General features: G+C 42.1%; 14 protein-coding genes and 2 pseudogenes. 9 read left to right on the top strand and 7 right to left on the bottom strand.

The features are described 5' to 3' along the window. The first annotated feature begins 3 nt into the window (after positions 1–3). Entirely contained in the window at positions 4–921 is a 918-nt protein-coding gene (locus ACQXR1_RS20280) for an ABC transporter ATP-binding protein (protein ID WP_151256745.1), read from the top strand. Next, positions 914–1,855 (top strand): ABC transporter permease, encoded by a 942-nt coding sequence (locus ACQXR1_RS20275; protein WP_014663313.1) that lies wholly within the window; start codon positions 914–916, stop codon positions 1,853–1,855. Before ACQXR1_RS20280 ends, ACQXR1_RS20275 begins: the two co-directional genes overlap by 8 nt. A 90-nt stretch (positions 1,856–1,945) precedes the next feature. Here ACQXR1_RS20275 and cspB read toward each other — a convergent pair whose 3' ends face one another. Further along, positions 1,946–2,149 carry a cold shock-like protein CspB gene (cspB, locus tag ACQXR1_RS20270; protein ID WP_003224086.1) on the bottom strand — a complete coding sequence of 68 codons (204 nt, stop codon included), beginning with the start codon at positions 2,147–2,149 and terminating at the stop codon, positions 1,946–1,948. 436 nt (positions 2,150–2,585) lie between these two features. Between cspB and ACQXR1_RS20265 the strand changes: the two genes are divergently transcribed. After that, positions 2,586–3,416, top strand: a complete 831-nt coding sequence (locus ACQXR1_RS20265; RefSeq protein WP_430772773.1) for a MetQ/NlpA family ABC transporter substrate-binding protein — start codon at positions 2,586–2,588, stop codon at positions 3,414–3,416. Between the two features lie 2 nt (positions 3,417–3,418). Here the strand turns inward: ACQXR1_RS20265 and dgcK are convergent, their stop codons facing one another. Next, a complete protein-coding gene (gene dgcK, locus ACQXR1_RS20260) occupies positions 3,419–4,498 on the bottom strand; it encodes a diguanylate cyclase DgcK (RefSeq protein WP_014663316.1) in 1,080 nt (359 codons plus the stop codon). Positions 4,499–4,669: 171 nt separating this feature from the next. Here dgcK and tcyP point away from each other — a divergent pair, with 171 nt between their 5' ends. Then, on the top strand, positions 4,670–6,061 hold the full coding sequence (tcyP, locus tag ACQXR1_RS20255; protein WP_040083629.1) for an L-cystine transporter TcyP: 1,392 nt from the start codon (positions 4,670–4,672) through the stop codon (positions 6,059–6,061). Between the two features lie 93 nt (positions 6,062–6,154). Further along, positions 6,155–6,306 (top strand): annotated as a pseudogene (locus tag ACQXR1_RS20250) (T7SS effector LXG polymorphic toxin); the annotation flags it as partial. A gap of 77 nt (positions 6,307–6,383) precedes the next feature. On the opposite strand, the gene ACQXR1_RS20245 reads toward ACQXR1_RS20250, so the two are convergent. The 3 genes from ACQXR1_RS20245 to ACQXR1_RS20235 all read right to left on the bottom strand — a co-directional run bounded on the left by ACQXR1_RS20245 (position 6,384) and on the right by ACQXR1_RS20235 (position 8,075). Continuing rightward, positions 6,384–6,953, bottom strand: coding sequence for a DUF2812 domain-containing protein (locus ACQXR1_RS20245; protein WP_430772772.1), 570 nt, complete (start codon positions 6,951–6,953; stop codon positions 6,384–6,386). After that, positions 6,940–7,257, bottom strand: a complete 318-nt coding sequence (locus ACQXR1_RS20240) for a PadR family transcriptional regulator (RefSeq protein WP_014663320.1) — start codon at positions 7,255–7,257, stop codon at positions 6,940–6,942. Before ACQXR1_RS20240 ends, ACQXR1_RS20245 begins: the two co-directional genes overlap by 14 nt. 371 nt (positions 7,258–7,628) lie before the next feature. After that, positions 7,629–8,075 (bottom strand): hypothetical protein, encoded by a 447-nt coding sequence (locus ACQXR1_RS20235; RefSeq protein ID WP_430772771.1) that lies wholly within the window; start codon positions 8,073–8,075, stop codon positions 7,629–7,631. 149 nt (positions 8,076–8,224) lie between these two features. Between ACQXR1_RS20235 and ACQXR1_RS20230 the strand changes: the two genes are divergently transcribed. Next, complete coding sequence (locus tag ACQXR1_RS20230) at positions 8,225–8,800, top strand: YhcN/YlaJ family sporulation lipoprotein (RefSeq protein ID WP_014663322.1); 576 nt, start codon at positions 8,225–8,227, stop codon at positions 8,798–8,800. Between the two features lie 118 nt (positions 8,801–8,918). Then, positions 8,919–9,883 (top strand): annotated as a pseudogene (locus ACQXR1_RS20225) (hypothetical protein). Here the strand turns inward: ACQXR1_RS20225 and ACQXR1_RS20220 are convergent. Further along, positions 9,815–10,468, bottom strand: a complete 654-nt coding sequence (locus tag ACQXR1_RS20220; protein ID WP_136654758.1) for a spore coat protein — start codon at positions 10,466–10,468, stop codon at positions 9,815–9,817. The pseudogene ACQXR1_RS20225 and the gene ACQXR1_RS20220 sit on opposite strands and share 69 nt — an antisense overlap. An 82-nt stretch (positions 10,469–10,550) precedes the next feature. Between ACQXR1_RS20220 and ACQXR1_RS20215 the strand changes: the two genes are divergently transcribed. After that, positions 10,551–14,201: a 5'-nucleotidase C-terminal domain-containing protein gene (locus ACQXR1_RS20215; protein ID WP_326246017.1), complete on the top strand. Its 3,651-nt coding sequence runs from the start codon at positions 10,551–10,553 to the stop codon at positions 14,199–14,201. Then, entirely contained in the window at positions 14,198–14,794 is a 597-nt protein-coding gene (gene srtA / locus ACQXR1_RS20210; RefSeq protein WP_430772770.1) for a sortase SrtA, read from the top strand. The genes ACQXR1_RS20215 and srtA overlap by 4 nt, the downstream gene beginning before the upstream one ends. A 30-nt stretch (positions 14,795–14,824) precedes the next feature. Here the strand turns inward: srtA and ACQXR1_RS20205 are convergent, their stop codons facing one another. Beyond that, positions 14,825–15,733, bottom strand: a complete 909-nt coding sequence (locus ACQXR1_RS20205; RefSeq protein WP_243572043.1) for an RluA family pseudouridine synthase — start codon at positions 15,731–15,733, stop codon at positions 14,825–14,827. Positions 15,734–15,815 lie beyond the last annotated feature (82 nt).

The raw sequence follows: 15,815 nt of genomic DNA, 5'->3' as shown, positions 1-15,815 counted from the left end.
ATGATGAAAACAGTGTTGGAATTGAGAAATGTGACAAAAAACATCAGAGGCCGAACGATCATTGATGATCTCAGTTTTACGATTCGTGAAGGTGAAGTATTCGGTTTTTTGGGACCAAACGGAGCTGGGAAAACGACAACCATCCGGATGATGGTAGGCTTAATGAAGCTGTCGAAAGGTGATGTCCTCATTTGCGGTCAATCCATTACGAAAGAATATGCCAAGGCGATTAAGCATATTGGAGCGATCGTAGAAAATCCAGAGCTGTATAAATTTTTGAGCGGATATAAAAATCTCCAGCAATACGCAAGGATGGTCAAGGGTGTCACGAAGGAAAAAATTGATGAAGTTGTTGACCTGGTTGGTTTAACAGACAGAATCCACGACAAGGTGAAAACATATTCTCTAGGAATGAGACAGCGTCTTGGCTTGGCACAATGCCTTCTGCATGATCCGAAAGTGCTGATCTTGGATGAACCGACAAATGGCCTTGATCCGGCGGGAATCAGGGAAATCAGAGATCATTTAAAGAAGCTGACCCGAGAAAGAGGAATGGCTGTCATCGTTTCAAGCCACCTGCTGTCAGAGATGGAACTGATGTGTGATCGCATTGCGATTCTGCAAAAAGGAAAGCTGATCGATATTCAAAATGTAAAAGATGAAAACATTGATGAGAACGATACATATTTCTTCCAGGTTGAGCAGCCGAATGAGGCAGCTTCCGTGCTAAAACAGTACGATTTAGTGAGTAAGACAAATGGTGTAGAACTCAAACTGGCTAAAGACGAAGTCCCTGCGGTTATTGAATTGCTGGTGATGCAGCAAATCCGCATTTACGAGGTCAAGATTATAACAAAATCATTAGAGGACCGTTTCTTAGAAATGACAGGTGAAACAAAAGAGGAGGTTCAGCATGCTTAATTTGATTTATAATGAGTGGATCAAAATTTTCAGCCGTGCCGGAACATGGGTGATGATCGGAATTCTGGGGCTAACAATGGTTGGATTTGCATTTTTGGCGAATCATTTTTCTGCCGGTGAAGCAAATTCTCATTGGAAACAAGAACTTCAAGCACAAAACGCCGAATTAAAGAAAGAAATCAAAGACGATCCTTCACTGAAAGATGGATATAAAGAAATAATCACACTCAACAACTATCGCATTGAACATAACATCCCAAATGACACGGGCTATACGGTATGGTCTTATGTAACGGATTCAGCAGGTTTTACCATCCTTACCGGACTGTTTACCATTATTATCGCAGCCGGAATTGTCGCGAACGAATTTAATTGGGGAACCATTAAGCTGTTAATGATCCGCCCGCTCAGCCGTTTTCAAATTTTGATGTCAAAATATATTACAGTTCTCCTGTTTGGGTTCCTATTGCTGTTGATTTTATTTATCGGTTCTACTTTATTAGGGTTGATTTTCTTCGGGACGGGTGGTGAAACCGCCGCGAATATTCATTTAATCTATAAGGATGGCCATGTCATTGAGCAAAACATGATGAGTCATTTGGCTACAACGTATCTTTCTGAATCCGTCTCAGCCTTAATGGTGGCGACGATGGCGTTTATGCTGTCTGCAGTATTCAGAAACAGCTCTCTTGCAGTAGGGTTTTCCATCTTTTTATTGGTTGCCGGTACGACAGCCACTGCATTTATTGCAGCGAAATTTGACTGGGCAAAGTATATATTGTTTGCTAATGTCGATTTAACTCAGTATGTGGATGGCACACCGTTAATAGAAGGGATGACTATGACGTTTTCTATCGTCATGCTTGCGATTTACTTTATCATTTTCCTGCTGCTTGCTTTTGGAATCTTCATGAAACGGGATATTGCAAACTAATGAAAAAGCTGTTTTGCTTATGCAAAACAGCTTTTTTGTCAAAATAAAAACTGCAGGTGCGAACCTGCAGTTTTTCATATCAATTTATGCTTACGCTTCTTTAGTAACGTTAGCAGCTTGTGGTCCGCGGTTTCCTTCAACGATTTCAAAAGAAACAGCTTGGCCTTCTTCTAAAGTTTTGAAGCCTTCGCCTTGAATAGCAGAGAAATGAACGAATACATCGTCTTGACCTTCTACTTCGATGAATCCGAAACCTTTTTCAGAGTTGAACCATTTTACTTTACCTTCTAACATGAAATTTCCTCCTAAAGCGATCATAACGCTTAAATTCACTATTCTTGCTCTTAACAAACTTTCAAGACGAAAACTCTTACAAAACTTTCTTCTTAAAGATAGTTCGAACAAAAATAATTACCTTTACTCTACCAGTAATCTTCAGAAAAAACAACTGCTTATTGAAACTTTTTTGGGAAAATACCATATTTATTTTTCAATTTGATATTTATTTACGGAAATTCATCTGCTTTCTCGATATGTGATCATACGTTTGCCTTCGTATGCCTTCATTTTGGGAAGATAATGTCATAGGAATTGACAACCTGATTGGATATGAGTAAGGTAAAAGTTAATCAATATTACAAATGACAACGTTTATCAACTAAGAGAGCGTATGATTTTTTTGTCTGATATTGCTTGCATGCTCTAATACATAGATAGGAGTATGGTCACAATGAAAAAGTGGCTTATATGCAGTTTCGTCCTTGTTCTTTTCGTTTCATTTACTGCATGCTCACCGTCTGCAGAACATGAATCGATAAAAATCGGGATTGCTGAGTCTGACGAGGCAATATGGAACTATATTGCCCAAAAGGCTGAAGAGGCAGGGCTGGATATTCAGCTGATCCCTTTTTCTGATTATGCAGAGTCTGATATCGCACTTGCTAACAAAGAAATTGATGCCAACGCCTTTCAAACCATTTCATATTTTCAATCGTTCACTCAAAAACATAAACTTAAGCTTGCACCGCTCGGTACGACATACATAACGCCTATGGGCATTTATTCAAAACAATATGACAGGATCCAAGATATACCGAGGGGAGCTGTTGTTTCTGTTCCCGATAAAGCGTTCGATTTTGGCAGGGCGCTTACTGTGCTTCAGGAGGCGGGATTGCTAACGTTGAAAAACGGATTTAACGGAACAGGTTCAGTTGATATGATTAAAGATAATCCGAGACATCTGAAATTGAAAGCTGTCCGGCAACAGGATGCAGTGAGCGGTGGGGACGTGTTTGTCATGAAACCATCTGAAGCAAAAAAAGCGGGCCTGAACCCGAAAAAGCATACCATAAAGAGCGGCGGTCTCATGTCTGGGGAAGAGATGAATTTGATTGTTGTCAGAGCGGAGGATCAAGATCGGGAAGCGCTGCAAACCATTCTTGAGCTTTATCAAGCTGATGATACAGCGGCATTTATAGAAAAAGAATATCAGGGAGATCTTGTCCCGGCTTTTCTGCCTTTGAAACGTCTTTCAGATTGGAAGAATGAATTCGAACATTGAATTCATTCTTTTTTTTCTGAAAAACACACTTTGTTCCGTCCCGTCTCTTTCGCTTTGTAAAGCATTTGATCGGCAAGAATGGGCAAGGATCTTGGCCGTTCCGTATTATTGGGGTAATGAGCGGCCCCCAGTGATATCGTAACTGAAAGCTTTTCGCCGTTTTTTAATATAATCGGTTCATGACTGACAGCGCTCCTGATCCGTTCCGCGATTTGGGCTGCTTTATCTAGAGAACAGTTCGGCAGAAGCACGGCAAATTCTTCACCACCGATCCGAGCGGCTGGATCACTATTTCGGATGCTCTGCTTCAGACGTAAGCCCAGCTCTTTGAGCACCTGATCTCCTTCATGATGGCCATATTGGTCATTGATGGTTTTAAAATGATCGATATCCATATAAATCAGTGCAAATTGAAAATGCGGGGTATCGGCCGCCTGTCGATACAGAGCTTTTGTGATTTCTTCAAACTTTCTACGGTTATACACGCCTGTTAAAAAGTCAAAGTGCGCTTGAAACTTATATTGTTTATAAAGAAGATGTGCATTTGTTTCATGATCAATAATATATAAACTGAGCATACCGCCCGCTATTGAGATGATCCAAAAATATAAATGAAGTTCATATGAATGTAAGTCTATAAGAAAATAAAAGGCAAAGGAGATCAAGCTATTTGTGATTATTATAAGATAGAAAGCATGTTTTAGTTGAACTTTTTTTCTTCTAGAAACAATGAGTGACGGGATGGCAGCGATACAAATGATAATAACCGAGTAAAGTGCAGATGTGTTCATTGTGATCAGCATGCGGCCAGCAGCGATCATAGCCAGGGCCGTTGCCGTTGAAACCCAGCCTCCATAAAGAGCGGCAATCATAATAGGGATATTTCGAAGATCAATAATTGAATGCTGATAGGTAAATCCAAACACCATCAGAATAACCCCGAGCAAACCGCAGGCCAGTCCTTTAACAGCTTGAAAGGATATGCTGTCTTTTTTATGTACTAACCTTTCTTTAAACAGGTGGGTGAAGAGATAATTAAATGTGATTAAAATCGTCAAGTTTACAAACAGTTCTTTCAGCAAATATTATCACCCTTATATAAGGTACTAAAGATGGAAGGGAAAGAAAAGAAAAAAAAGGCATTATATAAGGTTTTTTTGCTTGAATTGATAAGTTAAAATAATTCGCACTTGACCCATCGGAATTAGTGTAATATAGTAAATGAGAAAATTTGAAGGGAGAGTTTACCTGCTTTGGAGACTTTACTAGTTGTATTACATGTATTTATTTTATTTTTACTTATCTTAGGGCTCTTTGTTATGCAGAAAAAACATGTTTCCTTCTCTAAACGTGTATTTACTGCGCTGGGACTGGGGATTGTATTTGGATTTGCGCTTCAGCTGATTTACGGCCCGACTTCAAATATAGTTATTCAAACAGCCGACTGGTTTAATATTGCCGGGGGCGGATATGTCAAATTGCTTCAAATGGTTGTCATGCCTCTTGTCTTTATTTCGATTCTCGGTGCATTTACAAAGCTGAAACTGACAAAAAATCTCGGGAAAATCAGCGGTTTGATTATCGGGATTTTAGTAGCAACAACAGCTGTTGCAGCAGCTGTCGGTATCGTGTCCGCACTTTCATTTGATTTGCAGGCGATTCAGGTTGACCAAGGAAGTACAGAGCTTTCACGGGGGCAGGAGCTTCAGCAGAAATCAGAGGATATGACAGCGAAAACGCTGCCGCAGCAGATTGTTGAACTGCTGCCTGGAAACCCGTTTTTAGATTTTACGGGAGCTAGACCGACTTCAACGATCGCTGTCGTTATTTTTGCCGCTTTCCTTGGAGTGGCATTCCTCGGCGTAAAAAACAAACAGCCGGAACAGGCAGAAACATTTAAAAAACTGGTTGATGCCGTTTATGCCATTGTCATGCGTGTTGTCACGCTCATTTTGAGACTGACGCCTTATGGGGTGCTGGCTATCATGACAAAAACGATTGCAACGAGTGATCTTGACAGCATTCTAAAACTGGGCATGTTCGTGATTGCTTCATATGCCGCGTTAATCACTATGTTTATCATTCATTTGCTGCTGCTGACGTTCAGCGGCTTGAATCCTGTGATTTATTTGAAAAAAGCGCTGCCTGTACTTGTATTTGCATTTACGTCAAGGTCAAGCGCAGGTGCTTTGCCACTGAATATTAAAACACAGAGAAGCATGGGTGTGCCCGAAGGGATTGCAAACTTTGCCGGTTCGTTCGGCCTTTCGATCGGCCAAAATGGATGTGCGGGCATTTATCCTGCAATGCTGGCGATGATGATTGCCCCGACTGTCGGCCAAAATCCATTCGACCCGGTGTTTATTATCACTGTTATCGCAGTCGTTGCCATCAGCTCCTTCGGTGTTGCCGGAGTCGGCGGCGGAGCGACTTTCGCAGCGCTTCTTGTATTATCATCATTAAACATGCCAGTAGCGCTCGCCGGTTTATTAATCTCCATTGAACCGTTAATTGATATGGGGCGTACTGCTTTGAATGTCAGCGGAAGCATGACATCCGGCCTTATTACAAGTAAGGTCACGAAGGAAATTGATCGAGGGACATTTCATGATCAATCCAGAGTGATTGAAGCTGAAGAAGCGTAACATATGAAAAACGTGTAATCGTCAGGGATTACACATTAATAAGACCCATGAACCTTGTAATATAAAGGTTTCATGGGTTTCTTTTTTTGTTTTTTTGGGGAAGATCAAGCCGGCATTACTGATCAATGGATTGATCTAATTGAAATGAAAATTGTTTTTTTAACGAGTATTCATGGTATCTTGAAGACGCTAATTTATCGGAGGCACACATAAAAGATTCCTTCTTAGAAGATGAGTTGGCTAATAATCTAATTCGCCTGTGGTAGATGCATTCCCCAATTCCTTCATTGAATTAAAAAAGTTCATAATGAACCTCTTCGCATTATTTTTCTATTAACATTGAATACTTTCGATACACTTTATAGAAACTGGCAGCAAAGAAAACAACCATAAGGGCGGGAAGCGACCTCAAAAGAACAAATGGGGTTTCAAATAAAAATGCTTTCCAAAACCATTCACCTTTCATACTCCAAAGACCTTCAGTTAAATATAAACCTGAATCCTTATAGATCATATAAGAAAAAAACAAACACATGAAACCTAAACCAGAAGAATAATTCATCAATCTTTTATAATAATTACTCTTTGATTGGCGATCCGAGAAGATTTCATTTTGACCATCATTTTCTTTTTGCCAATATCGAATTCCACTAAGCCAAGGGCCATTTATATAAATCCAACCGAAGTCTTCATATATCCCTTTGTAATCCTTGAACTTTTTCTTTGGTAAAATATCTTGGTAATCCAGTCGGATGACATATCTCTTGTCAGTTTTTTCAAAAGTGTATATTCCTAATCCACTAATATTTGTACACCGATAGCCTTTTTGTAATTGCTCGTTCAGCCATTGTTCCTCTTTTTCAATATCAAAAAACATCTTAAATTTCTTCATTCGATTCACTTCCTTCGTACAGGGATAAAATATGCAATAACCTGTTTTGTTCCATTTTTAAAATGGCGCTTCCTTCTTCAGTTATCATGTAAACTTTTCTCCGGCCTGACTCTCCAACAGGTTCAATCCAACCATGCTTATTCAAGTTTTCAATCGCACCGTATAATGTACCCGCTGCTAAAATAACAGTACCGTTACTTATCTTTTCTATCTTCTGCATTACGGCATAGCCATGGAGCGGCTCACGCAGAGCTAATAAAATATAATGCATGGTTTCAGACAACGGTAATAATTTGTGTTTCATATCCGCACCCTCTATTCAGTTAGACTATATAGTTCAACTTAATAATAATGTAATACAGTTCAACTGAATAGTCAACAGCATTTTCCAACGCTCGAGTAAATTCTAAATGTTGAGTGTTGAAGCAAGAAACAAAATGAATAGTGTTCTGTCCTTTTCAGCCTTTTGATGAGGGAGCTAATAATGAATCGATAAAGATTGCTTCGGATAGAGCGGCAGCATAAAAAAAAATCCTTCAAACGTTCTAATTGAACGAAAGAAGGATTTTTTTAGCTCGCCAATTGTACTCCAAAATAGGCGAAAAAATATAGAAAACAAGAAGTTTAAAAGAAAAAAACACCTAGAGGCCAATGTTGAGCCAGGTTACACGTTTTTTAACGGCCAGGTTCTAAGTCCTCCAGTATTTCCATCATCGTGTTGTCGTCCATGACATTCATTGCGCTTTGCTCAAAATGAATGGGTTCAGCATAATGGGGTTGTCTTTTTTTCGGGGCTGTTTCAGTTTGCCTCGATTGTGTCTGTGTATGCTGATGCTGTGTTTGCTGTTGTCCGGCATTCTGGTGCTGACGGCCGTTTTGCCGCTGGCTTTGATGTTGTGAACGGTCCTGGTTATCACCGCTACCGCCGCCTAATGCTTGTTTGACCATGTTTCCTACATTAGAAGCATCAAATGTGTTATTTCCTGAATGTCGTCTGTTCATTTGTCCTGTGATAAACCCGCTGATTCTTTGGCGGATCTGAGGTGATAATGCAGCAATAAGCATAGTTGATCCGATGATCAATGCTGCGGGGCTGATTCCTCTTCGCTGGTTGAACAACATGATCCCTCCTTTGCAATGTATTCATATTTTCCCCCTCATTAGACAAATTAACCGTTATATTTCCCGGGAAAGCATTTCCTTCAGATTTTCATGCATAATTAAAGCCAGTTAGAAAAACCTATAAGTAAAGTGATAAAGGAGGAATTCACATGCTTGGAAAAAAACAAGTCCTTGCGTCTGTGCTTCTTATCCCTTTGCTTATGACTGGCTGCAGTATGGCCGACCAAGGTGAGGGCAGACGTGACAATAATGATGTAAGAAATGTAAATTATCGAAATCCGGCCAATGACGATATGCGCAATGTGAACAACCGGGATAACGTTGACAACAATGTTACTGATAATGTCAATAACAATAACAATCGTGTAAATGACGATAATAACAACGACCGGAAACTCGAGGTTGCTGATGAAGCAGCTGATAAAGTAACAGATCTAAAAGAAGTAAAGCATGCCGATGTCATTGTTGCTGGAAATCAAGCTTACGTTGCAGTCGTTTTAACCAATGGAAATAAAGGTGCAGTAGAAAACAATCTGAAGAAAAAAATAGCCAAAAAGGTAAGATCTACTGATAAAAACATTGATAATGTTTACGTTTCAGCTAACCCTGATTTTGTAGAGCGTATGCAAGGATATGGAAAGCGTATTCAAAATGGTGATCCAATCGCCGGGTTATTTGATGAATTTACACAAACTGTACAGCGCGTATTCCCTAACGCTGAATAAATGAAAAAGCCGCACAAATTGTGCGGCTTTTTCTATGCGTTGATGACACACTGTGAACTCAGGCTGCATAGAGTAAAAATAAAAGGTACAAGACGGACCGGCTCAGGGAGGGAGACGTTTGCGGGGTGGCATAGGAAAGCGTGCGGCATCCGCTCTATTCCTGTGCGGAGTCCTTGTGATGCTGGCTGTAAGCTCAGCCATCGTATCAAGCACGATGTATATTCTGTCTTTGCCAGGGCAGGCATCTGGAATCACAAAAGAACAAGTGACGAAGCACATGAAGAAAGAGTCATTTAAACAGGCCGATATTTATTACACTTCTAAGGAAAAGTCCTTACTGCCATTGACGAAAGAAACGCTTGAATATGCGGTCAGTATTAATCAATTTATGATTGGATATTCGAATCAAAAGCCTATTGATATTATTTTTTTTTCTAATGAAAAACAGATGGAGGATTACTCCGGTTTATTGGATGTCGTTGGTTTTTATTCTGAGCGGGAGCAGCTGATCGGATTGTTGCCTGAAGAGAAAAAGAAACTTTTAGAAGGGGACGAGGTAGCGGTTTATTTGTACCAGAGATTGTTGATTCATGAATACACACATCATGCGTTTCACCAGAAACTGAAGGAGCTTGAGGCGGACCCCGATGAGTTTCCGTTATGGTTTCATGAAGGGTTAAGCGAGTGGATTGCGAACTATGAATTGCTTATCGATCCGATCACGTTTTCTGTTGTCCCTTTTGACCGTTTGCAGTCAGACCGAGACTGGCAGGAAGCCAGAGCCGAATATGAAACTGATGTCTATTTGCAAAGCTTTTATATGCTCGATGAGCTGACGGGTAAATACGGGAAAGACATTATATCAGAACTGATAAAGGAAACGGCAAAAAAAGGGGACTTTAAAAAAGGGTTTAAATCAGCAACGAAGGAAAGTCTTGATCAATTTGAAAAAGACTTTAAGAAAAAATTTGAAAAAAGTGAGGCATTGGATAGTATCTATCCAATGCCTTTGTATTAATGAAGCCCTTGCTGGCCCATACCGCCTTGTGTCGGAGGCATTTGTCCTTGTGCAGGGGCGAATGAATTTCTCAGCTGTTCCATGTCCTGCGCATCAAGCTGAGGAACTTGGTAATAGCCGTGTTTGTTTTGATATAGGAAAATTTCAAATGCCATTTCAACATACTCCTGAATTTGCGCAGACAGTACGCGTCTTACGGCCGGATTTGTCATTTCCAGAGAAGCCATCGTCAGCATAGAAGCTTGTGCTTTAACCGCGCAAAGCATTTGTCGGCTGATGATGCTGTCATCAATATCATTCATGGATTGAACAGGCTTTTTAGGCTGTGACGGCTGCATGCCATAAACAGTCTGGTTGTCTTCCTTCATCATATAAGTTGCTGTTTTTTGTGAAGGTTCGCTTCCTGTTTTGAAACATTCTGCAGTTATATTGTATTGAGAAGAAATGAATTGATATTGACGATCAAGGATATTTAATAATTCTTGATCCTTACAGAATTGTCTCAGCATCATAAACTGATCAAGCACAGTAAGTGTTCCGGACAGCACCTCGTGCATATCAAACATTTCATGTCCGCCGTGGTTTTTATGCGGTTTTCCAGGAATGCCTTTGTTCATTTGGGATTGCTGCTGCTGATTTAACTGATCCAAACCGAATTCCTCCTTGTTTTTCAGATCAGCTGTATTTTGTGCCAGTCCGCCGCGTATTATGCAGAAGCCTGAAAGGAATTATATGCTGTCTGTCGAAATGGTAAGCAGACAAAGTCATTGTCATTATGTGTATATTAAGGGAGGAAATATGATGAGGCGTATGATGCATATGGTATTGATCATGGCATTGATATTCTTAAATGTCATGTACACGTGCGAAGCGGTAACTGCAGCTGAACCGCAGCAGGCTATATCAGTTGAGAAGGCAAAACAGCAAAAAGAAGGACAGGCGCTTGTCGAAGGATATGCAGTCGGCCAGGCTGTTTCCCCGCAGCATTACAAGCTGACAAGCCCATTTTCAAATGATTATAATGTCGCGCTGGCAGACCGCAAAAATGAGATATCGCCCGATCATATCCTTCCTGTGCAAATCCCTTCAGCTTTCAGAAACCAGTTCGGGCTGCAAACCAATCCGCTTCTTCTTGGAAAAAAGATAACGGTTCAAGGCAAGCTTGAAAATTACTTTAACACGACGGGACTTAAAAACGTTCAGTCGATGAACCTAACCGGTGACACGAAAACTCCGCCGGCTGAACACACAATGACCATAAATGAAGCGCGGGGAAGGCTGAATGAAGAAGTAACGATAAAAGGGATCGTCACAGCTGATCAAAACGCAATCGGAGGCGGAAAGCTGTCGACCTTTTTGCAAGATGAAACCGGAGGCATTAACATGTATTCGCCTTCCCCTGAACAATTTCCTGAATTAAAAGAGGGCATGGATATCACGGTGACAGGTAGAATCACGACTTACCAGGGACTGAAAGAAATCGTTCCAATCTTATCAGGCATCAAAATCAATCAGTCAAACCAGCCTCTCCCCGCCCCTAAACAATTAACAATCAATGAACTCATTAATGGCAGCCTGGGTGATCAGTATGAAGGCCGCCTTGTGACACTAACTGCATTTGTCTCCTCAATTCCAAGTTCTCCTTCAGGCGGCGGTTACAATGTAACGATGATTGATAACGATCATCATGCAATGACGCTCCGGGTTATGAATGAAACAGGGGTGATAGACGAACTTAATGAGGGCAAGTGGTATGAATTTACTGGGGTGTTAAGCAGATACCAATCCTTTCAGCTGCTTCCGCGAAAATCGTCTGACCTGAAGCTGCTTGAAGAGCAGCCCGCACCTCCGTCTGCTGAGGGAGAATATGAAGGGATTGTTGACCGGGTTGTTGACGGCGATACCATTCATCTCAAATCTCCGGTTCTTGGAACGACAAAAATTCGGTTTGTAAATGTAGATACACCTGAAACATATCACACACCAAAAAATGACGCAGACGAAAATCAATTAAGATTTGGCAAAAAGGCATCTGACTATCTAAAAACGGTTCTGTCCCCAGGGGATAAAATCACTGTTAAGGTCGGGAGTGAAGCCAAGGACAGCTATGGCAGGCTGCTCGGACAAGTCATAACTGAATCAGGTTCAAACGTGAACTTAGAGCTTGTGAAAAAAGGCTATGCGCCGACATATTTTATTTGGCCGGTTGACAATGAAGAGGATTATCAGCAGTTTCAGTCCGCAGTAGCTGCTGCGAAAAAAGAACAAAAAGGAATTTGGAATGAAAACGATCCGCTCATGGAAATGCCGTTTGAATTCAGAGCCAGAGAGCAAGGGAAAGGCCTGACAAGATATGTAGGGGATTCGTCGAATCAAACATATGTGCAGCCGGCTGACTGGAAGAGGGTCGCGGTGGAAAACAGAATTTTCTTTGCATCAGCAAAGGAAGCGGAGAACGCAGGATATAAAATGAGGCAAACGGCACCTGAAAAAAATGTGCCGCTAAGAATTCTCAGCATGAATGATTTGCATGGCAAGATCGATCAGCAATATGAGCTTGATCTTGATGGGAACGGAACTGCAGACGGCACATTTGGACGCATGGACTATGCCGCCGCATATTTAAAAGAAAAAAAGGCTGAAAAGAAAAACACGCTAATGGTGCACGCGGGAGATATGATCGGAGGCAGCTCTCCAGTTTCATCTCTTCTTCAGGATGAGCCCACTGTAGAATTAATGGAGGACATCGGATTTGATGTCGGAACTGTGGGAAACCACGAATTCGATGAAGGCACCGATGAACTGCTGAGAATTTTAAATGGCGGTGATCACCCGAAAGGCACAAGCGGATATGATGGACAGAACTTTCCCCTTGTATGTGCCAATTGTAAAGTGAAATCAACTGGAGAGCCCTTTTTGCCGGCTTACGACATCATAAATGTGGAGGGCGTACCCGTGGCTTTTATCGGAGTTGTCACACAGTCGGCAGCTGGTATGGTTATGCCTGAAGGAATAAAAAATATCGAGTTTACAGATGAAGCGACAGCGGTGAATGAGGCGGCCAAAGAGCTGAAGAAAAAAGGCGTAAAGGCCATCGCAGTTCTCGCACATATGTCAGCTGAACAAAACGGCAACGCCATTACCGGAGAGTCTGCTGATCTTGCAAACAAAACAGATTCTGAAATTGACGTGATTTTTGCCGCGCATAATCATAAGGTTGTTAACGGCGAAGTGAATGGAAAACTGATTGTTCAAGCGTATGAATATGGAAAAGCGATAGGTGTCGTTGATGTAGAGATCGATAAAACGACAAAAGACATTGTCAAAAAGTCAGCGGAAATCGTATATGTGGATCAAAGTAAAATCGAACCGGATGCCAGCGCTTCAGCCATTTTAAAGAAATACGAAACTATTGCTGAACCGATTATCAGCGAAGTAGTCGGCGAAGCAGCTGTTGATATGGAAGGAGGGTATTCAAATGACGGTGATACACCACTTGGAAACCTGATTGCGGATGGAATGAGAACTGCCATGAAAACGGATTTCGCTCTTATGAATGGCGGAGGCATACGTGAAACGCTGAAAAAGGGCCCGATTACGTGGGGAGACCTTTACAATATTCAGCCGTTTGGAAATGTGTTAACGAAGCTTGAGATTAAAGGAAAAGATTTAAGAGAGATTATCAATGCGCAAATCTCGCCGGTTTTTGGGCCTGACTACAGCATCAGCGGGTTTACGTACACGTGGGATAAAAAAACTGGAAAAGCAGTCGATATGAAAATGGCAGATGGCACCGAGATCCAGCCTGATGCCACATATACATTAACCGTCAACAACTTTATGGCGACGGCGACAGGCACCAAATATCAGCCGATCGGATTGCTTGGGAAAAATCCGGTGACAGGGCCAGAGGATTTGGAAGCGACAGTTGAGTACGTGAAGAGTTTTGATGAGCCTATTGCGTATACAAAAGAGGGAAGGATTAAGCTCGCTGCAGCCAGTGATATTGAAGACCCTGTAACAGAAGACCCGGTTACGGAAGAGCCTGGAGATGACCCGGGGATGGAGCATCCAATGAAAGAGGTTCCAGAGCCTGATGTGGATTTGCCTGATATAAAAGAGACTCCGGGCACAGCACCGGTTCATCAGCTGCCGCCTTCAGCCATTTTGAGATTCGTTGAAATACCTATCAACAACACAAAAAACGCTGCCAATAGCATCAGCACATTGCCTTTACGAAACGAGGGCGGGGAAAGCGGGTCAGAGCATCCGCTTCCGGATACATCAGCAAACTACTATAACTTTATGGTGATCGGTGCGGCGGTGACATTATCCGGAACTTATTTATATGTCAGAAGAAAAAGGAGCGCCTCCAGAACGTGAAAAAAGTTATTCCACTACTTATCATTGCGGCCGGCCTAGTGATCGCAGGCTATGGAGGCTTTAAATTGATCGATACGAATATGAGAACGGAACAGACATTAAAAGAAGCAAAACTGGCGGCGGAAAATCCGCAGGAACCTTCGGGAATGAAAAATAGCGCAGATCAGGCAAAGAACAAAGCATCATTTAAGCCAGAAACCGGCCAAGCGAGCGGCATTTTGGAAATACCGAAAATCAATGCAGAGCTTCCGATTGTGGAGGGCACTGATGCTGATGATTTAGAAAAAGGTGTCGGGCATTATAAGGATAGCTATTATCCTGATGAAAACGGACAAATTGTGCTGTCAGGGCATCGAGATACCGTGTTTCGCCGGACGGGAGAGCTGGAAAAGGGAGATCGGCTCCGCATTCTGCTGTCTTATGGAGAATTCACATATGAAATTGTAAAAACAAAAATTGTTGATAAGGATGACACATCTATTATCACGCTCCAGCATGAAAAGGAAGAGCTGATTCTGACGACCTGTTATCCGTTTTCATACGTGGGAAATGCCCCGAAGCGCTATATTATATATGGAAAGCGAGTCATTTAAAAAGCCGCAGGAAATGCCTGCGGCTTTTCTTTATGAAAAATATGTAGAGCACAGGATTTCTATATCAGCCGGGAAAGGCGCTTCGGCAACAATCAGCTCGCCGGTTATCGGGTGAACGGCCTGTACCTTTTTGGCATGCAGCGCCTGCCTGTTTAACAGCTTGTTCCCGCCTCCGTAAAGCGAGTCTCCTATCAGTGGATGGCCGATGCTCGCCATATGAACACGAATTTGGTGTGTTCTTCCTGTTTCAAGCTCTAATTCAACGAGCGACAGACGCTCTTTCACATTGCTGGCCATTACCTTGAAATGAGTAACGGCTGCTTGCCCGCTGAGTGAAACCCGGCGCCTTGTCGGGTGTGATCGGTCTCTGCCGATTGGTGAATCAATTGTTCCTTTTTTCGTCCGTAGCTTTCCTTCAGCGATGGCGGTATACGTACGCTTCAGCATCTTTTTCTCTAGCTGCTGGTCTAAGATGGCGTGTGCCAGACGATGCTTGGCAAAAACGATAGCGCCAGATGTATCCTGATCCAGACGGTGGACGTGGCGCACCTTACATGTTTCGCCATTTATCTGATAATGATACGCGATCAAATTAGCCAGTGTGCCTGTTTGCCCATCCTCATTCGGGTGCGTCGCTATGCCAGCTGGTTTATTGACGATGAGCATGTGATTGTCCTCAAATAAAATATCAAGCTCGCCATACTCCGGAATGACCGAAGATTCTTCACTTTCCTGAAGATCAATGAACACGCGGTCTCCCTTTTTTACAATCATATTGTTTAAGACGGATTCGTGGTTGACCTTTATCTGATGATGCGTCATCCAGTCTTGTATCACAGGTTTAGAAGCTTTGAGCCCTGTTTTGAGTATGGAAAACAGCCATTGGCCGTCCTGTTTTTCATTGATGAGGACCTCAAGCCCTCTGCCTTTTTGTTTCATGTCAAATGGCTCCTTTTCGAAGCGGAAGGCTGCTGTTTCTCATAGGAAACACTTACCTTAGCTTTCGCGTTTTTTTCTGTGC

The sequence above is a fragment of the Bacillus sp. ATD genome, from assembly GCF_050585765.1.
GTDB lineage: Bacteria > Bacillota > Bacilli > Bacillales > Bacillaceae > Bacillus > Bacillus stercoris.
This window is presented reverse-complemented; position numbering and strand designations above follow the sequence as displayed.

Excerpts from the sequence above, each read along its gene's own strand:
- ACQXR1_RS20280 (WP_151256745.1), top strand. The coding sequence starts at position 4 with ATGAAAACAGTGTTGGAATTGAGAAATGTGACAAAAAACATCAGAGGC.
- ACQXR1_RS20275 (WP_014663313.1), top strand. The coding sequence starts at position 914 with ATGCTTAATTTGATTTATAATGAGTGGATCAAAATTTTCAGCCGTGCC.
- cspB (WP_003224086.1), bottom strand. The coding sequence starts at position 2,149 with ATGTTAGAAGGTAAAGTAAAATGGTTCAACTCTGAAAAAGGTTTCGGA.
- ACQXR1_RS20265 (WP_430772773.1), top strand. The coding sequence starts at position 2,586 with ATGAAAAAGTGGCTTATATGCAGTTTCGTCCTTGTTCTTTTCGTTTCA.
- ACQXR1_RS20245 (WP_430772772.1), bottom strand. The coding sequence starts at position 6,953 with ATGAAGAAATTTAAGATGTTTTTTGATATTGAAAAAGAGGAACAATGG.
- ACQXR1_RS20240 (WP_014663320.1), bottom strand. The coding sequence starts at position 7,257 with ATGAAACACAAATTATTACCGTTGTCTGAAACCATGCATTATATTTTA.
- ACQXR1_RS20235 (WP_430772771.1), bottom strand. The coding sequence starts at position 8,075 with ATGTTGTTCAACCAGCGAAGAGGAATCAGCCCCGCAGCATTGATCATC.
- ACQXR1_RS20230 (WP_014663322.1), top strand. The coding sequence starts at position 8,225 with ATGCTTGGAAAAAAACAAGTCCTTGCGTCTGTGCTTCTTATCCCTTTG.
- ACQXR1_RS20215 (WP_326246017.1), top strand. The coding sequence starts at position 10,551 with ATGCTGTCTGTCGAAATGGTAAGCAGACAAAGTCATTGTCATTATGTG.
- ACQXR1_RS20205 (WP_243572043.1), bottom strand. The coding sequence starts at position 15,733 with ATGAAACAAAAAGGCAGAGGGCTTGAGGTCCTCATCAATGAAAAACAG.